The organism is Peribacillus sp. FSL K6-5616 (assembly GCF_038008245.1).
Lineage (GTDB): Bacteria > Bacillota > Bacilli > Bacillales > DSM-1321 > Peribacillus > Peribacillus frigoritolerans.
The window spans coordinates 2219565-2236037 of the sequence record NZ_JBBOYT010000001.1 but is presented as its reverse complement, the minus strand read 5'-3'; the positions used below and the strand labels follow the sequence as shown (position 1 = coordinate 2236037).

At 35.9% G+C, this 16473-nt stretch carries 21 protein-coding genes; 17 read left to right on the top strand and 4 right to left on the bottom strand.

Going from position 1 to position 16473, the window contains the following annotated elements:
* Positions 1–31 precede the first annotated feature (31 nt).
* The gene (locus tag MHB45_RS10725; RefSeq protein WP_034306917.1) at positions 32–436 is read left to right on the top strand and encodes a hypothetical protein; all 405 of its coding nucleotides are present in this window, start codon (positions 32–34) and stop codon (positions 434–436) included.
* Between the two features lie 15 nt (positions 437–451).
* Entirely contained in the window at positions 452–730 is a 279-nt protein-coding gene (locus MHB45_RS10720) for an HNH endonuclease (RefSeq protein ID WP_072273031.1), read from the top strand.
* A gap of 43 nt (positions 731–773) precedes the next feature.
* Here the strand turns inward: MHB45_RS10720 and MHB45_RS10715 are convergent, their stop codons facing one another.
* Positions 774–1295, bottom strand: a complete 522-nt coding sequence (locus MHB45_RS10715; protein ID WP_034306915.1) for a DUF2179 domain-containing protein — start codon at positions 1293–1295, stop codon at positions 774–776.
* A gap of 242 nt (positions 1296–1537) precedes the next feature.
* Between MHB45_RS10715 and MHB45_RS10710 the strand changes: the two genes are divergently transcribed.
* From MHB45_RS10710 to MHB45_RS10700, 3 genes are all read left to right on the top strand, one after another.
* Positions 1538–1882, top strand: coding sequence for a hypothetical protein (locus tag MHB45_RS10710; RefSeq protein WP_048680864.1), 345 nt, complete (start codon positions 1538–1540; stop codon positions 1880–1882).
* A 27-nt stretch (positions 1883–1909) separates the two neighbouring features.
* Positions 1910–2479 carry a histidine phosphatase family protein gene (locus tag MHB45_RS10705; RefSeq protein ID WP_072273795.1) on the top strand — a complete coding sequence of 190 codons (570 nt, stop codon included), beginning with the start codon at positions 1910–1912 and terminating at the stop codon, positions 2477–2479.
* Between the two features lie 69 nt (positions 2480–2548).
* Positions 2549–3256, top strand: a complete 708-nt coding sequence (locus MHB45_RS10700; RefSeq protein WP_081088607.1) for an NAD(P)H-binding protein — start codon at positions 2549–2551, stop codon at positions 3254–3256.
* A 272-nt stretch (positions 3257–3528) separates the two neighbouring features.
* Here the strand turns inward: MHB45_RS10700 and MHB45_RS10695 are convergent, their stop codons facing one another.
* Positions 3529–3897, bottom strand: coding sequence for a DUF4180 domain-containing protein (locus MHB45_RS10695; protein ID WP_072273030.1), 369 nt, complete (start codon positions 3895–3897; stop codon positions 3529–3531).
* 498 nt (positions 3898–4395) lie between these two features.
* Here MHB45_RS10695 and MHB45_RS10690 point away from each other — a divergent pair, with 498 nt between their 5' ends.
* The 5 genes from MHB45_RS10690 (at position 4396) to MHB45_RS10670 (ending at position 8263) form a co-directional block, all read left to right on the top strand.
* On the top strand, positions 4396–4812 hold the full coding sequence (locus MHB45_RS10690) for a BlaI/MecI/CopY family transcriptional regulator (RefSeq protein WP_048680873.1): 417 nt from the start codon (positions 4396–4398) through the stop codon (positions 4810–4812).
* On the top strand, positions 4812–5663 hold the full coding sequence (locus MHB45_RS10685) for a M56 family metallopeptidase (protein WP_072273029.1): 852 nt from the start codon (positions 4812–4814) through the stop codon (positions 5661–5663). The genes MHB45_RS10690 and MHB45_RS10685 overlap by 1 nt, the downstream gene beginning before the upstream one ends.
* A 72-nt stretch (positions 5664–5735) precedes the next feature.
* Positions 5736–6164 carry a DoxX family protein gene (locus MHB45_RS10680; RefSeq protein WP_048680878.1) on the top strand — a complete coding sequence of 143 codons (429 nt, stop codon included), beginning with the start codon at positions 5736–5738 and terminating at the stop codon, positions 6162–6164.
* A gap of 378 nt (positions 6165–6542) precedes the next feature.
* Positions 6543–6968, top strand: a complete 426-nt coding sequence (locus MHB45_RS10675) for a VOC family protein (protein ID WP_048680881.1) — start codon at positions 6543–6545, stop codon at positions 6966–6968.
* Positions 6969–7483: 515 nt separating this feature from the next.
* The gene (locus MHB45_RS10670; RefSeq protein ID WP_048680891.1) at positions 7484–8263 is read left to right on the top strand and encodes a hypothetical protein; all 780 of its coding nucleotides are present in this window, start codon (positions 7484–7486) and stop codon (positions 8261–8263) included.
* Between the two features lie 232 nt (positions 8264–8495).
* Here the strand turns inward: MHB45_RS10670 and MHB45_RS10665 are convergent, their stop codons facing one another.
* Complete coding sequence (locus MHB45_RS10665; protein ID WP_072273028.1) at positions 8496–9149, bottom strand: 2OG-Fe(II) oxygenase; 654 nt, start codon at positions 9147–9149, stop codon at positions 8496–8498.
* A gap of 513 nt (positions 9150–9662) precedes the next feature.
* Between MHB45_RS10665 and MHB45_RS10660 the strand changes: the two genes are divergently transcribed.
* Together MHB45_RS10660 and MHB45_RS10655 are read left to right on the top strand one after the other, a co-directional pair.
* Positions 9663–9977, top strand: a complete 315-nt coding sequence (locus tag MHB45_RS10660) for a hypothetical protein (protein WP_081088606.1) — start codon at positions 9663–9665, stop codon at positions 9975–9977.
* Entirely contained in the window at positions 9974–10231 is a 258-nt protein-coding gene (locus MHB45_RS10655) for a hypothetical protein (protein ID WP_176702857.1), read from the top strand. The genes MHB45_RS10660 and MHB45_RS10655 overlap by 4 nt, the downstream gene beginning before the upstream one ends.
* On the opposite strand, the gene MHB45_RS10650 is transcribed toward MHB45_RS10655, so the two are convergent.
* Positions 10207–10683, bottom strand: coding sequence for an NUDIX hydrolase (locus MHB45_RS10650; RefSeq protein WP_161922499.1), 477 nt, complete (start codon positions 10681–10683; stop codon positions 10207–10209). The genes MHB45_RS10655 and MHB45_RS10650 overlap by 25 nt on opposite strands.
* A gap of 332 nt (positions 10684–11015) precedes the next feature.
* On the opposite strand from MHB45_RS10650, the gene MHB45_RS10645 reads away from it, so the two are divergent.
* The 5 genes from MHB45_RS10645 (at position 11016) to MHB45_RS10625 (ending at position 16264) form a co-directional block, all read left to right on the top strand.
* On the top strand, positions 11016–11255 hold the full coding sequence (locus MHB45_RS10645; RefSeq protein ID WP_072273026.1) for a hypothetical protein: 240 nt from the start codon (positions 11016–11018) through the stop codon (positions 11253–11255).
* On the top strand, positions 11237–11599 hold the full coding sequence (locus MHB45_RS10640; protein ID WP_142398506.1) for a hypothetical protein: 363 nt from the start codon (positions 11237–11239) through the stop codon (positions 11597–11599). Before MHB45_RS10645 ends, MHB45_RS10640 begins: the two co-directional genes overlap by 19 nt.
* Positions 11600–12545: 946 nt before the next feature.
* Positions 12546–13154 carry a hypothetical protein gene (locus MHB45_RS10635; protein ID WP_048680907.1) on the top strand — a complete coding sequence of 203 codons (609 nt, stop codon included), beginning with the start codon at positions 12546–12548 and terminating at the stop codon, positions 13152–13154.
* An 883-nt stretch (positions 13155–14037) separates the two neighbouring features.
* On the top strand, positions 14038–14943 hold the full coding sequence (gene galU / locus MHB45_RS10630) for a UTP--glucose-1-phosphate uridylyltransferase GalU (RefSeq protein ID WP_048680283.1): 906 nt from the start codon (positions 14038–14040) through the stop codon (positions 14941–14943).
* 1 nt (position 14944) lies between these two features.
* Positions 14945–16264 (top strand): UDP-glucose dehydrogenase family protein, encoded by a 1320-nt coding sequence (locus MHB45_RS10625; protein ID WP_048680285.1) that lies wholly within the window; start codon positions 14945–14947, stop codon positions 16262–16264.
* The last annotated feature ends 209 nt before the right edge of the window (positions 16265–16473 follow it).

Sequence of the window (16473 nt, the reverse complement as noted above, 5' to 3'; positions counted from 1 at the left end):
TGGTTATCCATATTCAACAGGAGGTTTGATTATGAACACATTTATCGTGGGCTTTCATCAAGAAGATAATGTAGACAGCATGCAAGTGCAAAAATTGACGTCGGCTGAGTTTGAAAAAGCAACATCACGCGGTTTTCGCAGGTTATTTGAACTGGATACAAATATCGGTTATTTCGTATTTTTTGATGCTGAAGATGATGAGGGTGATCTATCCCATCTAGTTTTACAGTATGAAGAAGATAATCAGGATCCAAGTGATTGTTACTCCTTTACTAAAAATGATTTTTATGAGTTCATGGCACTTTATTTACAAGGGATGGATGAAGTGGAAGTGGAGGATGAAGAAGATGATGACAATGAAGAGTACGGACCAATCCATCATCTTGCCCATTTGATGTTTCATATTGTTGAAGAAGGAAAATCCGTTAAGCCATAATGGCCGAGTAATGAAATGATAGGTACATGTGAGCTTTGTGATAGGGATGAGATAGAACTGACCATCCATCATTTAACACCTAGAGAATTAGGCGGAAGCCATTTACCGATAGCCTATCTCTGTAAATCTTGCCACAAACAGATTCACGCACTGTATTCAAACCGAGAACTGGCCATCCGACTAAATACCGTGCTTTTGTTAAAAGATGATGAAGCATTAAGAAAATATTTAAAGTGGATTAAAAAACAACCGGTAACGAGGGCAGTGAGAATAAGAAAATCTAAAACGAAATAAAGCAAAAGCCCATCTTAATAAGATGGGCTTTTGCTTTTCATTTTCAGCTTGCTTTATTTTTCAACCGATCCAATAAAAATCCACCTTTAAAATAACGTGGTTCATATGAAATGATAAAAGCCTTTGGTTCAAACTTTTCAACGGTTGCTATCAATTCTTGTTCCCGATTGCGTTTGGTCAGGATTTCCATACGATAACGGTTGCTATCCCTGCCCTCGCCCGTATAAAGAGTTACACCAAATCCGTTGTTCCTCAATGTATCTACCAAATGTTCATTTTTGGTTTGAGTATTAACGGTTACATTAATAAAGCCGATGGCAAGTTTTTGCTCAATTTTCGTACCAAAAATTATTCCGATTCCAAAACCGACTGCATATACAACCATGGCGAGTATGCTTTGGTCACCGCCAAATACGAGGGATAATCCAAAAACGTATATTAACATTTCTGCGATACCCAGTATTGAGGCGAGTATGGTAATATTTTTCACTAAGAAAATGGTTCGCAATGTGTAAATCGGAACATAAATAAGTTGTAATAGTAGAATCAGAAGTATTTCTTTCACTTGAGCACCTCACCAAAATCTTCCAGTTTGATTAGACGTTTCAAATTGGAGATTGTTCATTCCATAAGTAACATCTTCCCTAATATAACCACATCATAATAGGGGAATTCAATGGGGAATATTATGTATTTTTTGTGTCATTTCCATGGACATAGAATTAAAAATCCCATAAGATTTTTCAATATTCTTTTTTTAATTAATTTGGTATCATTATCCTTATTAATTCATATGGGGGAATGATGATGTTTAATTATGATGGTCGGATATTCAAAGCTAAAATCAATTCTGAAAATGGAGAAGTGTCAGGAAACACTACCTTCCACTATTCACAAGACGGCTCAATTCTTTCAGCAAGTTATCAGGGGGGAGAGATTGTTAAAGGGACTTTAATAGGGCTGGTCAATCTGGATGGAACTCTGGAATTCAGGTATAATCATATCAATGAAAAAGGGGAAATTAGAGGAGGCAGCTGCCTTTCCACCCCTGAAATGCTGCCTGATGGAAGGTTGCGCTTGCATGAAAAATGGAAATGGTCAGATCTCGAACGGACTGAAGGACATTCCATCATTGAAGAAGTGAGAAAATAACAATCTACTTAGAGGGGTTTGAGGACAATTACTACTATTTGTTTAGTGCGGCATGGTCAAACAGATTGGAATGCACTAGGAAAGCTGCAAGGGCAGACTGATATTCCTTTAAATGAACTTGGAAAGATACAGGCACGGCAATGTGGTGAATTTTTGTCAAAAGATGATTGGGATGTAATTATTACAAGCCCCCTGAAGAGGGCAAGGGAGACGGCGGATATCATTTCGCACTATATTGAAGTCCCGGTTATTGAAAAAATGGAATTCATTGAAAAGAATTTTGGCGTCGCTGAAGGAATGACTGCAGCGGAAAGGAAGTCTGCATTCAGGGATAAAGATTATCCTGGTCAGGAAAATCAGGAATCTCTACTAAACAGGCTGATGAATGGGCTCCAGGAAATTCAGAAGGAGTATCCTGAGAAGAAAGTTATACTTGTTGCACATGGTGCCGTCATTCATTTTATTTTACGCTTGATGTCAAATGAGTCAATCGTATCCAACGAAATGCGCTTGTTCAATGCATGTTTGAGTACGATTAGATTTGAAGTTGATTCTTGGATAATTGATGATTTCAATCAAGTGAATCATTTATCTTAGTCCTATTAAGCTAGGTTAGTTAAAAAGGAAATGGTTGATTGAAAAGCTAATTATAGAAAGAAGGAAATCATGATTAATAAGAAGGCATTGATTTTAGGTGCTACAGGTATGGTAGGCACCCAGTTGGTTAAAGAGCTAGGCAAAAGCAAAATCTATAGTGAAATCCATTTGCTGACAAGAAGGGCACTGAAACTCGCCTATCCCAAATGCATAGGACATGTTGTGGATTTCGATAATTTATCCAAGTATGCCGATTTGTTCAAAGTCACCGATGTGTTCATTTGTTTGGGTACAACTATTAAAAAGGCTAAATCGAAGGAAGCATTTCGTAAAGTGGATTATGACTATGTAATTGAAGCAGCTAGATTGGCAAAGACATCCAATGTTGAAAAAATACTCGTCATAACGGCCATGGGTGCCAATTCCAAATCAAAGTTCTTCTACAGCCGTGTTAAAGGTGATGTGGAAGGTACACTACAACATCTGGCATTGAATACTGTACATATTTTCCGTCCTTCCTTACTTCTTGGAGAACGAAAGGAATTCAGGGCAGGTGAAAAGATTTCTGGGCTGCTAAGTACTTTTGCAAAATTTGTCTTTGTAGGCCCTTTACGTCCATATCGTGCAATAGAAGCAAACAAAGTAGCTGCTGCAATGTACGTTGCGGCCCAAACGACGGCAAAAGGATATCATTTTTATGATTCTGCTGAAATAGAGGAACTTGCACAAAGAGTTACGATTAATAGTGATCATCCGGATAAAATAGTAAAAAAATAGATACAAGTTTCCTGTAAAAATGAAGGTTTGGGAAGACCATGCCGACGATATACTGAAAACGAGCCCCAATAGGCCCGTTTTTAAATTCCTAGACAAATTTTGATCCCCCTTAAAAGAAAAAAGGAATTGGAGTGTAATAAAGGTGGAGAACTAGAAGGTCTTGGTAATAAGCAATGCCAAAAGGTTTTTAGTTGTTACTATAGCTGAGTTAGCTCAATAAGAAAACCGAGTATAAAGATCCAGGTCTTTTTAAGAAATTTTTCTGGTAATGTTTATAGTGCTTTAGACAAGTTATCGATCGCTTCTTGTTCTGATGGGACAAAAAAAACATTGTTCCCTTTATTACACTCATAAATGAAATCTTTCAGTGGCTTACTGGTATAAGATGAAAAATCCCCTATGATTGCAAATTTAATATGGTAGTTGGCGAATTTTTGAAGGATCTCTCCTGCAAGTTTTGTACTAAGCTTAAAAAAATCTTCTGAAATTGCTTCTTTGTTTAGTGCTATTCGACTACTCCCGGTTTTGCTACTAATCGTCATAATAATATCCAATGCACTTTGCTCATCTGTTAGTACGATTGAATCCGTATTAGCTGTTGCAATGATATGTCCATTCGCTTCTGTCGTTTTTATAATCATCTTCACTCCTCCATTCAAATTTAAGTATATATTTCTTATCATTTAAATCAAGACTGCTTCAGTAGCCTTTATTCATCTAATTATAACTGACATTTGGCTTAAATACCCCAGCAGTGCTGCTCCATAACCTGGCCCTATAATTGAATCAATAGTACTGTGTGTTCCTTTTAGCTGGTTATCTAAATAATGAAGCCCTAGATAAAATTGACTTCCTTTTTTAAAAGCATTTATAAATTTGAGGAAATGGAGGACAAAGGATTACTATTAATTATTAAAACGTGCCTGTAAAAGGCTCGTTTTAGACTGTAGTCAAACTCGAAGAAAAGCCAGTTTACCTACATTTTTTATTTATAAACGTTTCAGTTGATTGGAACGGAAGTTAGGAGACACCTGAGGTGAAAGCGAGTACCTGGAGTGGAAATCAACGTTCAAATTTCCGGATGAAACTTGATTGTAACAGTGATTTCCACTACAATTTGTAGTGGGAGGTGGAAAAGGATGAATATTAAAAATTTTAAATATGATGAAGTTGGACTGAATCGTTTCTTTGGTCCATTGGAAGCAAATATCATGGAGTATTTATGGGATAAAGATGAACAAAGCATTAAAGCGGTTCAACAATCATTGGAACTTGACAAACCTATCAATTTCAACACAGTAATGACCGTCATGAATCGTTTAGTCGAAAAAGGCATTCTTGAAAAGAGGTCTGAAGGAAGGCTTTCATTATTTCGCCCGGTGCAGTCCAAAGAGGAGTTTTTTGAAGAGCAGTCAAAGAAACTGACTGAGAACTTGCTGGATGAATTTGGTGGAGCGGTCATAAGCCATATGCTGGATGCCATGAAAGACGCTGACCAAGGTTTAATTGAAAAATTGGAACAAAAAATTCAATCGTTAAAAAAGGATAAATTATAATGTGGAAGAGAAAGTCTTATTTTGTGATAAGCCTGAGTCTTTTAATTGCCTGTTTGGTATGGTGCCAAATGGGAGCTTTTTTAGTACACATCTTTTTTGGCGTGAATATTAAAGCTAATTTCTTTAAATTTTGTTTTAGTTTATTCAAGGAAGATTCAGTATACTACTTTGTGGTCGTCACACTGCTCAGTATAATAATATCCTATAGTATATTGAGCACCTTATTCAAAATTGCAGAGCAATATTTCTTATCCAGAAGGTTTAAACAAAAGCTTTTTCTTTCAAAAAACTTTGATATGACAAGGAATGTAAATGAAACATTCAATCGGGTCAACAATGATATCTTAGTTGTGAACGCTGAACAGCCTCTTGCGTTTACGCTTGGTTTCAGGCGGCCTTTCATTGTGTTCAGTACTGGTTTAATTCGATTACTGGACTTCGATGAACTAGAAGCGGTAGTGGAGCATGAGGCCTTTCACCAAAAGAAATATGATCCACTGGTCATCTTTATTTTACAGTTGATTTCAAATGCATTATGGTTTGTCCCATTGACAAAATGGTGTCATAAAAATTACAAAATAATAAGTGAATTATCAGCCGACGAAAATGCGGTTCATAAAATGGGGACTGAATTAGGAATAAGTACCGCTTTATTGAAGTTAATTAAACATGGGTGCACTGATAAATCCTCTCCTATCCTTGTTCATTTCTCGAATGAATCAGTTAACTATAGACTTCAGCAATTAATTGATCCCCATAAGACAATTCCTTTAAGGGCTGAAACTACCACGATTTTTGTTTCCATTTATGTTTTGGTTATCCTTATAGGAATGACTATAGTGATTGTCTGATGACTTTCACTTGATTTTTTTACCACTTTACACTACACTTTGTAGTGTTAAATAAAAAAAAGGAGATGTGTCATGAATAAACAAGAAATCGGTACCTTTTTATTAAGAGTTATGTTGGGAATTTCATTTTTCTTACATGGTTTGTCAAAATTCAAAGGTGGATTGGAAAACACTTCAGGGTGGTTTCAAAGTATAGGCATTCCGGGATTCATGGCCTATGTAGTCGGTATGATTGAATTGGTTGGAGGAATTGCTTTAATAATAGGTCTTGGAACAAGAATAATTTCTGCCCTCCTTGTATTCATCATGGCTGGTGCAATTGTTTATGTGAAATTCCCAGCAGGTTTTATGGGGAATGGGGAAGGCTCAGGGTATGAACTGGATCTCGTTCTTATGATTATTGCCCTTCACCTAGTATTGAATGGAAGCCGCTTCCTATCTATAGACTCTAAGTTACCAAAACTAAAAAAAACACAGGATTCAGAAATGATAGCAAGTTAATAAGATTAAGCGACATTACAAAAATTCCAACACTTTTTAAGCATTCTTGAGGCATGATACCGGTAATCTACTAGGGTCATGCCTTTTTCATTTGAACCTATTCTTATTTTTTGAAAAACCAGGAATAAAAGAAGTTTTCCATAACTGCCATAACGTGACATACTTTGTCTATACATCAATAAGCTTGGAATTTTCAATTCAACATTTAGAAAATTTGATAGTTTTCTGTAAATTTCCGTTGACGAACGCATGTTCCGTGTTATAAAATTCAATCATGGGTAATAATGGTATAGTGATTATTGCCATTGACAGTTCAAAAGCAAGCTTGGAAATTTCCAAGCTTAGTAAAAAAATCAAAGCAAAAGGAGTTATCTAATTATGACCATGCGATTATCTCCATATTTAATGATGAACGGAAATGCGAAGGAAGCGATTCAATTTTACGAAAAAGCATTGGATGCAAAAGTCCTCTTTAATCAAACTTTTGGAGAAATGCCAGAAAATCCTGAATTTCCTCTGCCAGAAGAAGCAAAGGATCTTGTGGCACACGCAATGTTAAAGGTTGGGGAAACGGACTTCATGTTTTCGGATACGTTTCCAGGTCAAACCAGTCAATCTGGAGATCAAGTCACGATCTGCATTTCAATTAACGAAATTGAAAAATCAAAACGAATCTTTGAAACTTTGTCGCAAGGTGGAGAAGTGAAAATGCCTCTGCAGAAAGCTTTTTTCAGCCCTGCTTATGGGATTGTAACAGACAAATTCGGTGTAACCTTTCAAATTTATACAGAGGGTGAAAAATGATTTGTTAATAATAACAGCTGTTTTGGTGAATAGTTGCAGCTGTAATGTGTGAATAAATAAATCCCGATTTCTCATTAATATCACTGAGAGACCGGGATTTTTAAGTATGACTCTTATCTCATTTCATAGGGCATCAAAAGATCCCCCACGGAAGCATATAAGGTAACATCACGTTTATAGATTAAGTAGGCATTCTCACTGTCACTGGATTCTAGATTCAATCTGAATGTATATAAATTGCTCGGAACTCCACCAATGATATCATGAATACGCAGTTACCGATATTTTTTTCTGGTTCCACAATTTTACTCTGATACATTATCGTTATCTCCCTGTGATATTCGTCATATATTCTTCATCTATTTGTTCTTTGTTTAGAATATGCCTATGCTATTATTTAAAACATTGACATACAAATTAGGCTCCTTCTTTGTAAAAATTTTTCCTTTTAATAAGGTACTATCATATCATTCGAAGTACGATTCATTGCTTAATAAGGGGAAAGGGGGAACAATGTGAACACAGATCAAGCTTTCGACCTGCTAAAGGATGCAGGAGTAACAGAAAGCAGTAGTATACAAACTGTCAGACGCTGGCTTCGTGAAGGTAAGATTAAATATGAGGGAGGCAACGGGAATAGGAAAACCGGATACATAATGGATGACACAGATCAAGCATTTGAAATGTTAAAAGATGCAGGAGTAACAGAAAGTAATAGTGTACAGACTGTCAGGCGCTGGCTTGGCGAAGGTAAGATTAAATACGCCGGGAACGGAAAGAGGAACACCGGATACATAAGCGATGAAACAGCTTCAAAGCTGGCTATAAATGATAGTATAAATCAAAATAAGGACGAAATCATACACCGATTAAAATTAAAAATACAAGCTCAAGAAAAGCATATAGAAGGTATCGAAGAGCTTCATGAGACAGCAAAAAGAATATTGATTCAGCAAAGGGATATGTTCAAAAAGGAAGTTGCCATTCTAAAGAATGAGAAAAGTGAATTACAAAATGAATCAAAGGATTTATTAAAAGAAAATATTGAATTACGTAATGAATTGATAAAATTAAAAGAAAAAATCAGAAACAATTACATGATTGACTCCACTATTCAATCAAATGATTATAGTGAAAAATTAGGGCTTTCTAAAATGGCGAGCGATAAAGAAGTATTGGCAGAATATAAAGGGTTACTAAAAATAACTCATCCAGACCATAATGGCAACGCGAAGGTATTTCATTACATTAAGACTGATTACGATAATTTTAGAAAGAGCAACAAAGGTAAATGAATAGTGAATGCATGCAAAGGTATTTTTACATCAAACCTAAAGAAAAACCTAGGGTAAAAGCGTAATTTGAAACGTCGGAAATAGTATGATGGGACGAAACAGTGCCAATTTAGACTTTTGATCATTATTTTTTGTTTGGCGATTTTAAATAGGAGATTTTTAAATGAACGAATAGGTGCCTTTGTTCATTAGGCACCTAAAATTGAGGCTTTTAAAGTCTATCGTTTACACATCATGAGCGGCTACTCTGTCTCCTCATCCATTGTGTTGCAACCCATTTTTCCCCAGTGAAAACGGGCGCCCCACCGTGTAAAGTTAGTTCGTTTAGGTTTTTATCGTTGTAAAAATATTCGAAATACACAGCCATTCCCTTTCGCGGGGATACTGAAAAATTCAATTTAGGAAAAAAAGTTTCCCCTCCATGCTCCACATCATTTAAGTACAAGATGATTGTGCTAATTCTATTATTTTTTGCTGCAATACTTGAAGATGTAAAAAAATCAAAATGAGCTTTATACTCTTGTCCAGGAGTGTATTTAAGAATTTGAATACCCTCTCCATGTTCAACGGGTATATTCATGATTGTTGATATCCTTTTTTCAATTTTGGTAAGGATGTCATATTCATTTTCTTGAAAAAACATACTGCTGCTTGTTCTTATCTCATTTACTTCGTGCGTAACTCCAATTTTGGAACGATTCATTTTGTCTTTTGACAATTCAATAAGTCCGTCACATTCTTCGTCACTCAAAACATTTTCTAAAACTACAATTAGAGGTTCTTCTAATCTAGCAACTACATTGATTTCTCTGTCTTCCGTTTTGATTTTATTTCCAATATGATTAAAAATCGTTTGTTCTTTACTTGTTTTATTATCCACTGTCAACTTTCATCGACTCCCAAAAGAATGAATTTTCAGAACAAAAAGTTTGGATTATTCTGTAAGCGTTTTCCCATGTTAATTATACCATGAACATTGTTATGTATCTGTGACTTATTTCCGTCGACAAGTAAAAATTACTGGATGAACTGGCGCTTGACTATAGCAAACTTTAATCTTTTACATAAAATATAGGAAGCTCACAATATGAAAAAGTCTCTTTGCATGGATTTTCATGTGTGTATTTTTACTAAAATCCTTACGTGAATTTTTCCTTCTGTTCAAATAAGAGTAAAAATGATGCTTGCTTGTTCACATTTTGTGAAAGGTATATCATTCCTCTTTTATTATAGAAGGGTTTATATAAGCTATTCTCTTAACCCTATAATCAAAGCCGTTTTCTTTCAGAATGTGCACAATGACAAGGGGACGGAGGATTCATGACCAAGAGTCTTAGAGAAAAAGAGACAAAGGATAAAAAGTAATAGTACGATAGGGAATGTTAAGGAGTGATTGAAAGTGGAGGACTTTAAATCTATCTGTGTTACTGAAGGAATTAAAAAAGTGGATGTGATAAAAAATCCGACGTCGTTTCCACTGATCGGAAAGGGGGCGCAAGGGGCCGTTTTTAAAATTTCTTCAGATAAATGTGTGAAAATTTGTGCAAAACCAGAATTTGCGGCTAAAGAGGGAAATGTATTAAAAATTGCACAGGAGTCTCCCGCTATTCCACGGCTTTATGAGGTGGGGCATAACTATATTATTATGGAATATCTTGAAGGGCCAACTTTATTTCAATATTTAGAATCTGGGGGATCCTATCCGAAAAATTGATGAGGCAAATTCTTTTTGTTTTAAAAGAAATGAAGCGATTAAAGTTTACCAGATTGGATGCCGATTTGCGCCACATTATTGTAACTAAGGAAGATGAATTAAAAGTAATAGATCATTATAGCTCCTTTACACGGATTCGAAACAAGCCAGAGTTGATATTCAAAGGTCTAAAAAAGTTAGGTTTATTACCAATGTTCTTGGAAGAGTTAAAAGAAATGGATCCCGAATCCTATATAGAATGGAAAAATTTATAAATAAAAAAAGTAACTCCTTTAAAGCAAATAAATATTTGTCGATCTCGTTCAGAAAGATCTTTCGGAAAAGCGGACCATTTAAAAAATTGTACTTTTTGTATTTCTATATCATCTGGTTTTAAATCTCCGCTGAGTATTTCTTCGGTAACGTAAGCAATGTTGACTGAAAAGTATTGATCACCATTAGGCAGCTTCGTAAAATAGTCCTTCCCTGAAAAAACGCCGATTAATTGAAGGTTGCCGATGTTAATTCCTGTTTCCTCCAAAATTTCACGTCTGCATGCCTCTTCCGCAGATTCTCCTAATTCGATGAAGCCGCCCGGCAATTTCCACATCTTTTCGGATTGTACCATCAGAAAACGGCTGTTCTGATCGATAACCAAAACGGTGACCCCAGTAAGTATCAAAGCTCTGGTTCCAACGAGAGCACGTAAATCTTCAATGTATCCCATCTCAAGTCTCCTTTCTGATCTTTTCTGGTTAATCCACTTTTATAGTAAATGCAAAATGGAAAATATTTGAAACGGACAAGCACATATATTTGTTTGTTTTTTGTAAAGTTCTTAATTGTATGTGTATGAGCATAAGACACTGAAGAAATGCTAGGAAAAGCTTTCCTTAAGAGAATTATGCATCAATTGCTAATATCTCGTACTTAAGAACTCAGTAAAAGTAGGTATGACTTAATTTTGCGAAAAAGTGTTATTACCCTAAAGCAATTATTAATGATTACATAGTATAGATATTATGGTTATTAATAAGCAGCAAAGAGGTGGTAGATTAGATGAATGATTTTAAATTAATAAGGGTTGAAAGAATAGAAAAGAACGGTAAAAAGGAACTTCTTATTCATAATCCAACCACATTAAAACTAATTGGGGCAGGAAGTCAAGGTGCAGTTTTTCAGCTTGATGAAGATATTTGCGTAAAAATTTATGTCAATCCCAATGCAGCAAATAAAGAGGGGAAAGCGCTTGAAGCAGCGTTGTTCCGAGGTTATATGAAGTGGGTCCGAACTATGTAATTATGGAATATTTAAAAGGTCCTAATCTAAAAGATTATTTGAAAGGGAAGCAAGATATTCCCGAATCGATTACAGAACAAATCATAATGATTCGAAAGGAACTGAAGAGAGTTGGATTTATTAGAATCAAGACCTCAATCGGATATTTTGTTGTAACAAAGGGAAATGTACTGAAAGCAATCGATCATTCAGACGGGCTCACAATGAATGATCCATATAATCCAAAGATGTTTCGTGATCTAAAGAAGTTGGGGTTATTGGATACATTCCTTAAACAAGCAAAGAAAATCGATCCTGAATCGTATGAAGAATGGCAGAAAAATATCGACTTCAATGCGATATAAATGAGAATATGCGAAAGTGGTGCTTAAAAGATGTTAAGCGGGCCAATATCGCAAAAAATCCATTTTGATTTCCTACAAATCCAATTATGTCGTACAAGCAGGGAAACTTAAAAGAGGAAAGTCGAACCCTTAACGTAAAGGAGTTCGGCTTTTTAGTTTGGAATTATCCCAGACTATAAATTTTTGCGAAATGGGCGGAAAAGCATTATTTCTCCCGTTCGCAAAAGTGCATGTTCGGCAGTTATAAGGACAAATTACAATGTTCGTAAAATCATTTTTACAACCAGATAACGATTTTACATAATAAAGTGGTTTTTTTGAATTTTTTTTGGAAGATGATATATGTTTAACGTCTACACATGACAAACGCTCAGTCATTCAAAGGCTTGTTGAATAACTATAGAAAGAATGGTGATAGTTGTTTATCTATAAAGATCTCTGTCTATGCAAATAAGAAAATCGGAAACCACATGTATGGTTTCCTAAACTAAAAAGAGGTGAATCACTTTCAAACATCCCTAAATTGGACACTAACCATTTCGATTAAGACTGCTTCGACTGGACCATTCTTTAGGCTTTCATTATTCATACCGCGCTTCAGCATTAATGCCGAGTTAGAAAGCTTCAGGTGTTTTAAGGAGAAACCAACTAATACCTTGATTGATTACGGTGGATCAATTGTTGTCCCGATACAATAAATAACAAGTGCATTGCTGTAATTATAATCGGAACGACAATGGCAACACATTCATGTCGACAACAACACTAGGAAAGGGTGAAATAACTATCTCCGATTGTCCTTAAACTGATTCTGCAACGAAAGCGATTTACTAGAAACATAAAAGGTGAATCCAATGTCAATTGAGAAGACGATTTTTCCAACTGCACAATATGTAATTCAAATGTGCCTCCATAACCAATAAATAGTGAAAAGGGTGGGAACCTAATGGGTAAAAATGATCAAACAGATAATCACAAGGAAGACAATAGGAAGAAATATAACCATATATTAGAAAACATTCAACTCCAACTCCAACTCCAAGAAAAACAACAGAAGGAACTTCAGGTGGAACTTCAGAATCAGTTAATTAAACAACAAAATGAGACTTTAAATAAAATCTTACAAGAAATAACGAAGATTGCACAACCACTGGAAAAAGTTCAAGACCAACTCCAACACCAAGAAAAACAACAGAAGGAACTTCAGGTTCAACTTCAGAATAAATTATCTAAACAACAAGATGAGCATTTAGATAAAGTCTTACATGAAATATCGAAGCGTTCACAACCACTAGAAAAAATTCAAGTCCAACTCGAACTCCAAGAAGAACAACAGAAGCAGCTTCAGATTCAACTTCAGAATCAGTTAATTAAACAACAAGATCAAACTTCAGATAAAATCTTACAAGAAATAACGAAGATTGCACAACCACAACCCCTCTTTTTAAAATCACCTTTTAGCATAATCGATACACTTGATTTAGATGTAGAAAAAAAGGCGCAAATTGCGATGTTTATAGCAAATAGCAGTAAAAATGAAGATGAAACTAAATAAAGAAGAAGAGGCTGTTAAAGCCTCTTCTTCTTTTTGAAAACTAGTTCCATCGAAAGCCGGTTTCACAGTATTTCCTACTCCATTGCGGAAAATGCGCATCCCAAATTATTTGATACTCTTCAAAAGATATAGAAACCAACTTCAAAGTTATCGAAGTTGTGGGTGTAGGGCGTATTCGCAGAAATCGATACCTTGTGTCGATGGCGCCCACTGGGAACTAGCCGAAGGTTGCAATTAGAGTGGAATGATTCATTAGAATTGTATCCAATATGCCAAGTTTTGCTCTTCATGTACGGAGAAAGTAATAGTGATGCATTACCTTTACAAGGATGATAAGAGTTTAAAAGTAGTTAATAAAATTCCTTAACTATATCCATTCAACATGGTTCGTACTCTTATTAAAAATGGAGGAGGTTAAAAAAATCTCCCTTTTCAATTGAAAATTTCCCCCTCAAAATCATGAATACAGTCCATCATATATTTTGATTTAAAGTGGAACGGAAAGGATTTGTCATTAAAAACTGGTCCTTTGATACCCATTATATTAATCTAAGAATTTGTTGCTCTCATTTCTGATAGCTGGGATTTATCAAAGAAAGAGAAAAGGAAATCGTTAAGGCTACTGTACCGCAAAAAGCTCCACAGTGGTTTATCCAAACCGTATATCGATCATTTTAATCTCCATTACATAAAAAGTGTAATGGCGTTTTTAAAGGGCACTAACCGACAGGCTGCGACGCCCGACTACAGACAGATAGGAATTCTTCCATATATAGCCTACTGGTCCCTGTTAAATAAAAATGGACGAATTGGGCTACTAACTAGACCGTAAGTTGTCCTATTGCATATAAAGGATTAATGAATGACAAAAGGGAGGCAGCTTATGAAAATTCGAAAGGCCATTATTCCGGCCGCAGGTCTAGGGACCCGATTTTTGCCTGCTACAAAAGCTCAGGCTAAGGAAATGCTGCCGATTGTTGATAAACCAACGATTCAATATATTGTTGAAGAAGCAGTAGCTTCGGGCATAGAGGAAATAATTATCATAATCGGTAGAGGAAAAAGATCAATAGAGGATCATTTTGATAAATCCTATGAGTTGGAAGATGCACTTTTAAGAAAAAATCAGCTCGATATTTTAGAGGAAGTTCAGAAAATATCCAGCTTGGCAAATATCTATTATGTCCGCCAAAAGGAACCGATGGGGCTAGGACATGCAATTCTCTGTGCTAAAAGCTTCATTGGAAATGAACCTTTTGCCGTTTTGTTAGGGGATGACATCGTTATGTCTAAAACACCCTGTCTGAAACAAATCATCAGTGTTTTTGAGTATTGCAACAGTTCCGTCGTAGCTGTTCAGAATGTTCCGGAAAAGGATGTCAGTAAATATGGAATTATTAAGCCAAAAGGGATAATGATTGAGCCAAACCTTTTTCATATAGATTCTTTGGTGGAAAAACCGAAAAGGGAAGAGGCGCCTTCCAGATATGCGATAATGGGGCGTTATGTTTTTAGACCCGAGATTTTTGAAACGCTTTCCAAGCTTCCGGTTGGACATGGTAATGAATTACAACTTACTGATGCCATTAATGAGCTAAATAAGCAGCAGGCCGTATTAGCATATAACTTTGAGGGAAACCGATATGATATTGGTGATAAAGTTGGATTCATTAAGGCAACAATAGACTTTGCTTTGCGCAGGGATGAAATAAGAGACGAGGTACTTTCCTATTTAAGGGATGTAAATAAGAAAGAAAACCTCCAAATAATAAAGAGAGAGCTTGAATAATATGAAAATAGCTGTTTTGGGTACAGGTTATGTCGGGCTGTCCACTGGTGTTTGTTTGTCAGAAATAGGTCATAATGTCATTTGTATCGATACTGATGAACAGAAAATTAAAAGCCTACGTCAAGGGATTTCTCCAATATATGAACCCGGTCTGGAGAATTTGCTTATTCAAAATGCTGCAGCGGGTAGACTGCTATTTACTACATCTCATCGAGAAGCGCTAAATGGTGCCGAGATTATCATCATTGCCGTAGGAACACCGCAAATGGAGGATGGGGGAGCGGATTTATCTTATATTGTGCAGGCAGCGAAGGATATTGCTGCGAACCTGGTACAGAGTTCAGTAGTCGTTATAAAGAGTACTGTGCCTGTTGGTACGAATGATTTTATTAAAAGCATCATTGAAGAACATCGTAACGAAAGTGTCACCTTTAATATGGTATCAAATCCTGAATTTTTAAGACAAGGGTCTGCCGTCATGGATACGATGCAAGCAGATCGAATCATAATCGGTTCTGAAAATGATGAGGCTGCTAAGAAAGTACAAGAAATGTATCGTCCATTAAATGTACCATTTATACTAACAAGCATTCGAAGTGCCGAAATGATTAAGTACGCATCTAATGCCTTTTTGGCGACCAAGATTAGCTTTATCAATGAAGTTGCCAATTTATGCGGAGTAGTGGGTGCAGATGTTAAAGATGTAGCAAAGGGAATGGGAAAAGATAAAAGGATCGGAGAAGCTTTTTTACAGCCTGGCATTGGTTATGGAGGATCTTGTTTTCCAAAGGATGTTAAGGCGTTGCTTCATACTGCCAATTTAAATGGAGTACATTTTTCCCTGTTAAAAGAAACAGTAGCGATCAATGATTTTCAGCAGGAACTCCTTGTAACCAAAGCGATAAATCGCTTTGGAGATTTAAAAGGGAAAAAAGTTGCAATGCTTGGTCTCGCTTTCAAGCCAGAGACAGACGACATGAGGGAAGCTCCATCAATCAAAATTGCGCGTTCATTAACCAAACTTGGAGCAGAAGTGGTAGCTTATGATCCGGTTGCAGTGGATAATGCGAAGAACATATTAGGGGATACAATCAGGTTTGCAAGCACAGTCCGCGAAGCGGCAGTGAATGCGGATGCTGTATTCATTGTTACCGAATGGAAAGAGTTTAGACTTTTAGATTTGAAAACATTGATGACAACAATGAGACGGCCAATCGTTTTTGATGGTAGAAATTGTCTTGAAGAAGATCGAATCAGAGCGTGCAAGAAAATTGAATATTACCCAATAGGAAGACCAGCAATTGTTATTGGAATGACATAAAGCGAAAAAAATTTTCTAACACTTCTTTACCTCAGACATGTAGAAAACGTATATTAGGTTCAAACTGGCAAAGCAGCACCTTTGATCGTATCTTGGGTGCTTTTTTATATTTCTTAAATAGAAGAAAAATCATCATCGACGATTAAAACTTCAGATTAACATCAACTATAACATGTTGTGTTTTTATTTTCATTGTTTGTAAATGATCT

Bases quoted from the DNA above. Each gene is read 5' to 3' on its own strand.
- MHB45_RS10710 (WP_048680864.1), top strand. From the start codon at position 1,538: ATGTTTAATTATGATGGTCGGATATTCAAAGCTAAAATCAATTCTGAA.
- MHB45_RS10625 (WP_048680285.1), top strand. From the start codon at position 14,945: ATGAAAATAGCTGTTTTGGGTACAGGTTATGTCGGGCTGTCCACTGGT.
- MHB45_RS10700 (WP_081088607.1), top strand. From the start codon at position 2,549: ATGATTAATAAGAAGGCATTGATTTTAGGTGCTACAGGTATGGTAGGC.
- MHB45_RS10695 (WP_072273030.1), bottom strand. From the start codon at position 3,897: ATGATTATAAAAACGACAGAAGCGAATGGACATATCATTGCAACAGCT.
- MHB45_RS10690 (WP_048680873.1), top strand. From the start codon at position 4,396: ATGAATATTAAAAATTTTAAATATGATGAAGTTGGACTGAATCGTTTC.
- MHB45_RS10650 (WP_161922499.1), bottom strand. From the start codon at position 10,683: ATGGGATACATTGAAGATTTACGTGCTCTCGTTGGAACCAGAGCTTTG.
- MHB45_RS10680 (WP_048680878.1), top strand. From the start codon at position 5,736: ATGAATAAACAAGAAATCGGTACCTTTTTATTAAGAGTTATGTTGGGA.
- MHB45_RS10675 (WP_048680881.1), top strand. From the start codon at position 6,543: ATGACCATGCGATTATCTCCATATTTAATGATGAACGGAAATGCGAAG.
- MHB45_RS10635 (WP_048680907.1), top strand. From the start codon at position 12,546: ATGGGTAAAAATGATCAAACAGATAATCACAAGGAAGACAATAGGAAG.
- MHB45_RS10685 (WP_072273029.1), top strand. From the start codon at position 4,812: ATGTGGAAGAGAAAGTCTTATTTTGTGATAAGCCTGAGTCTTTTAATT.
- MHB45_RS10720 (WP_072273031.1), top strand. From the start codon at position 452: ATGATAGGTACATGTGAGCTTTGTGATAGGGATGAGATAGAACTGACC.
- galU (WP_048680283.1), top strand. From the start codon at position 14,038: ATGAAAATTCGAAAGGCCATTATTCCGGCCGCAGGTCTAGGGACCCGA.
- MHB45_RS10645 (WP_072273026.1), top strand. From the start codon at position 11,016: ATGAATGATTTTAAATTAATAAGGGTTGAAAGAATAGAAAAGAACGGT.
- MHB45_RS10725 (WP_034306917.1), top strand. From the start codon at position 32: ATGAACACATTTATCGTGGGCTTTCATCAAGAAGATAATGTAGACAGC.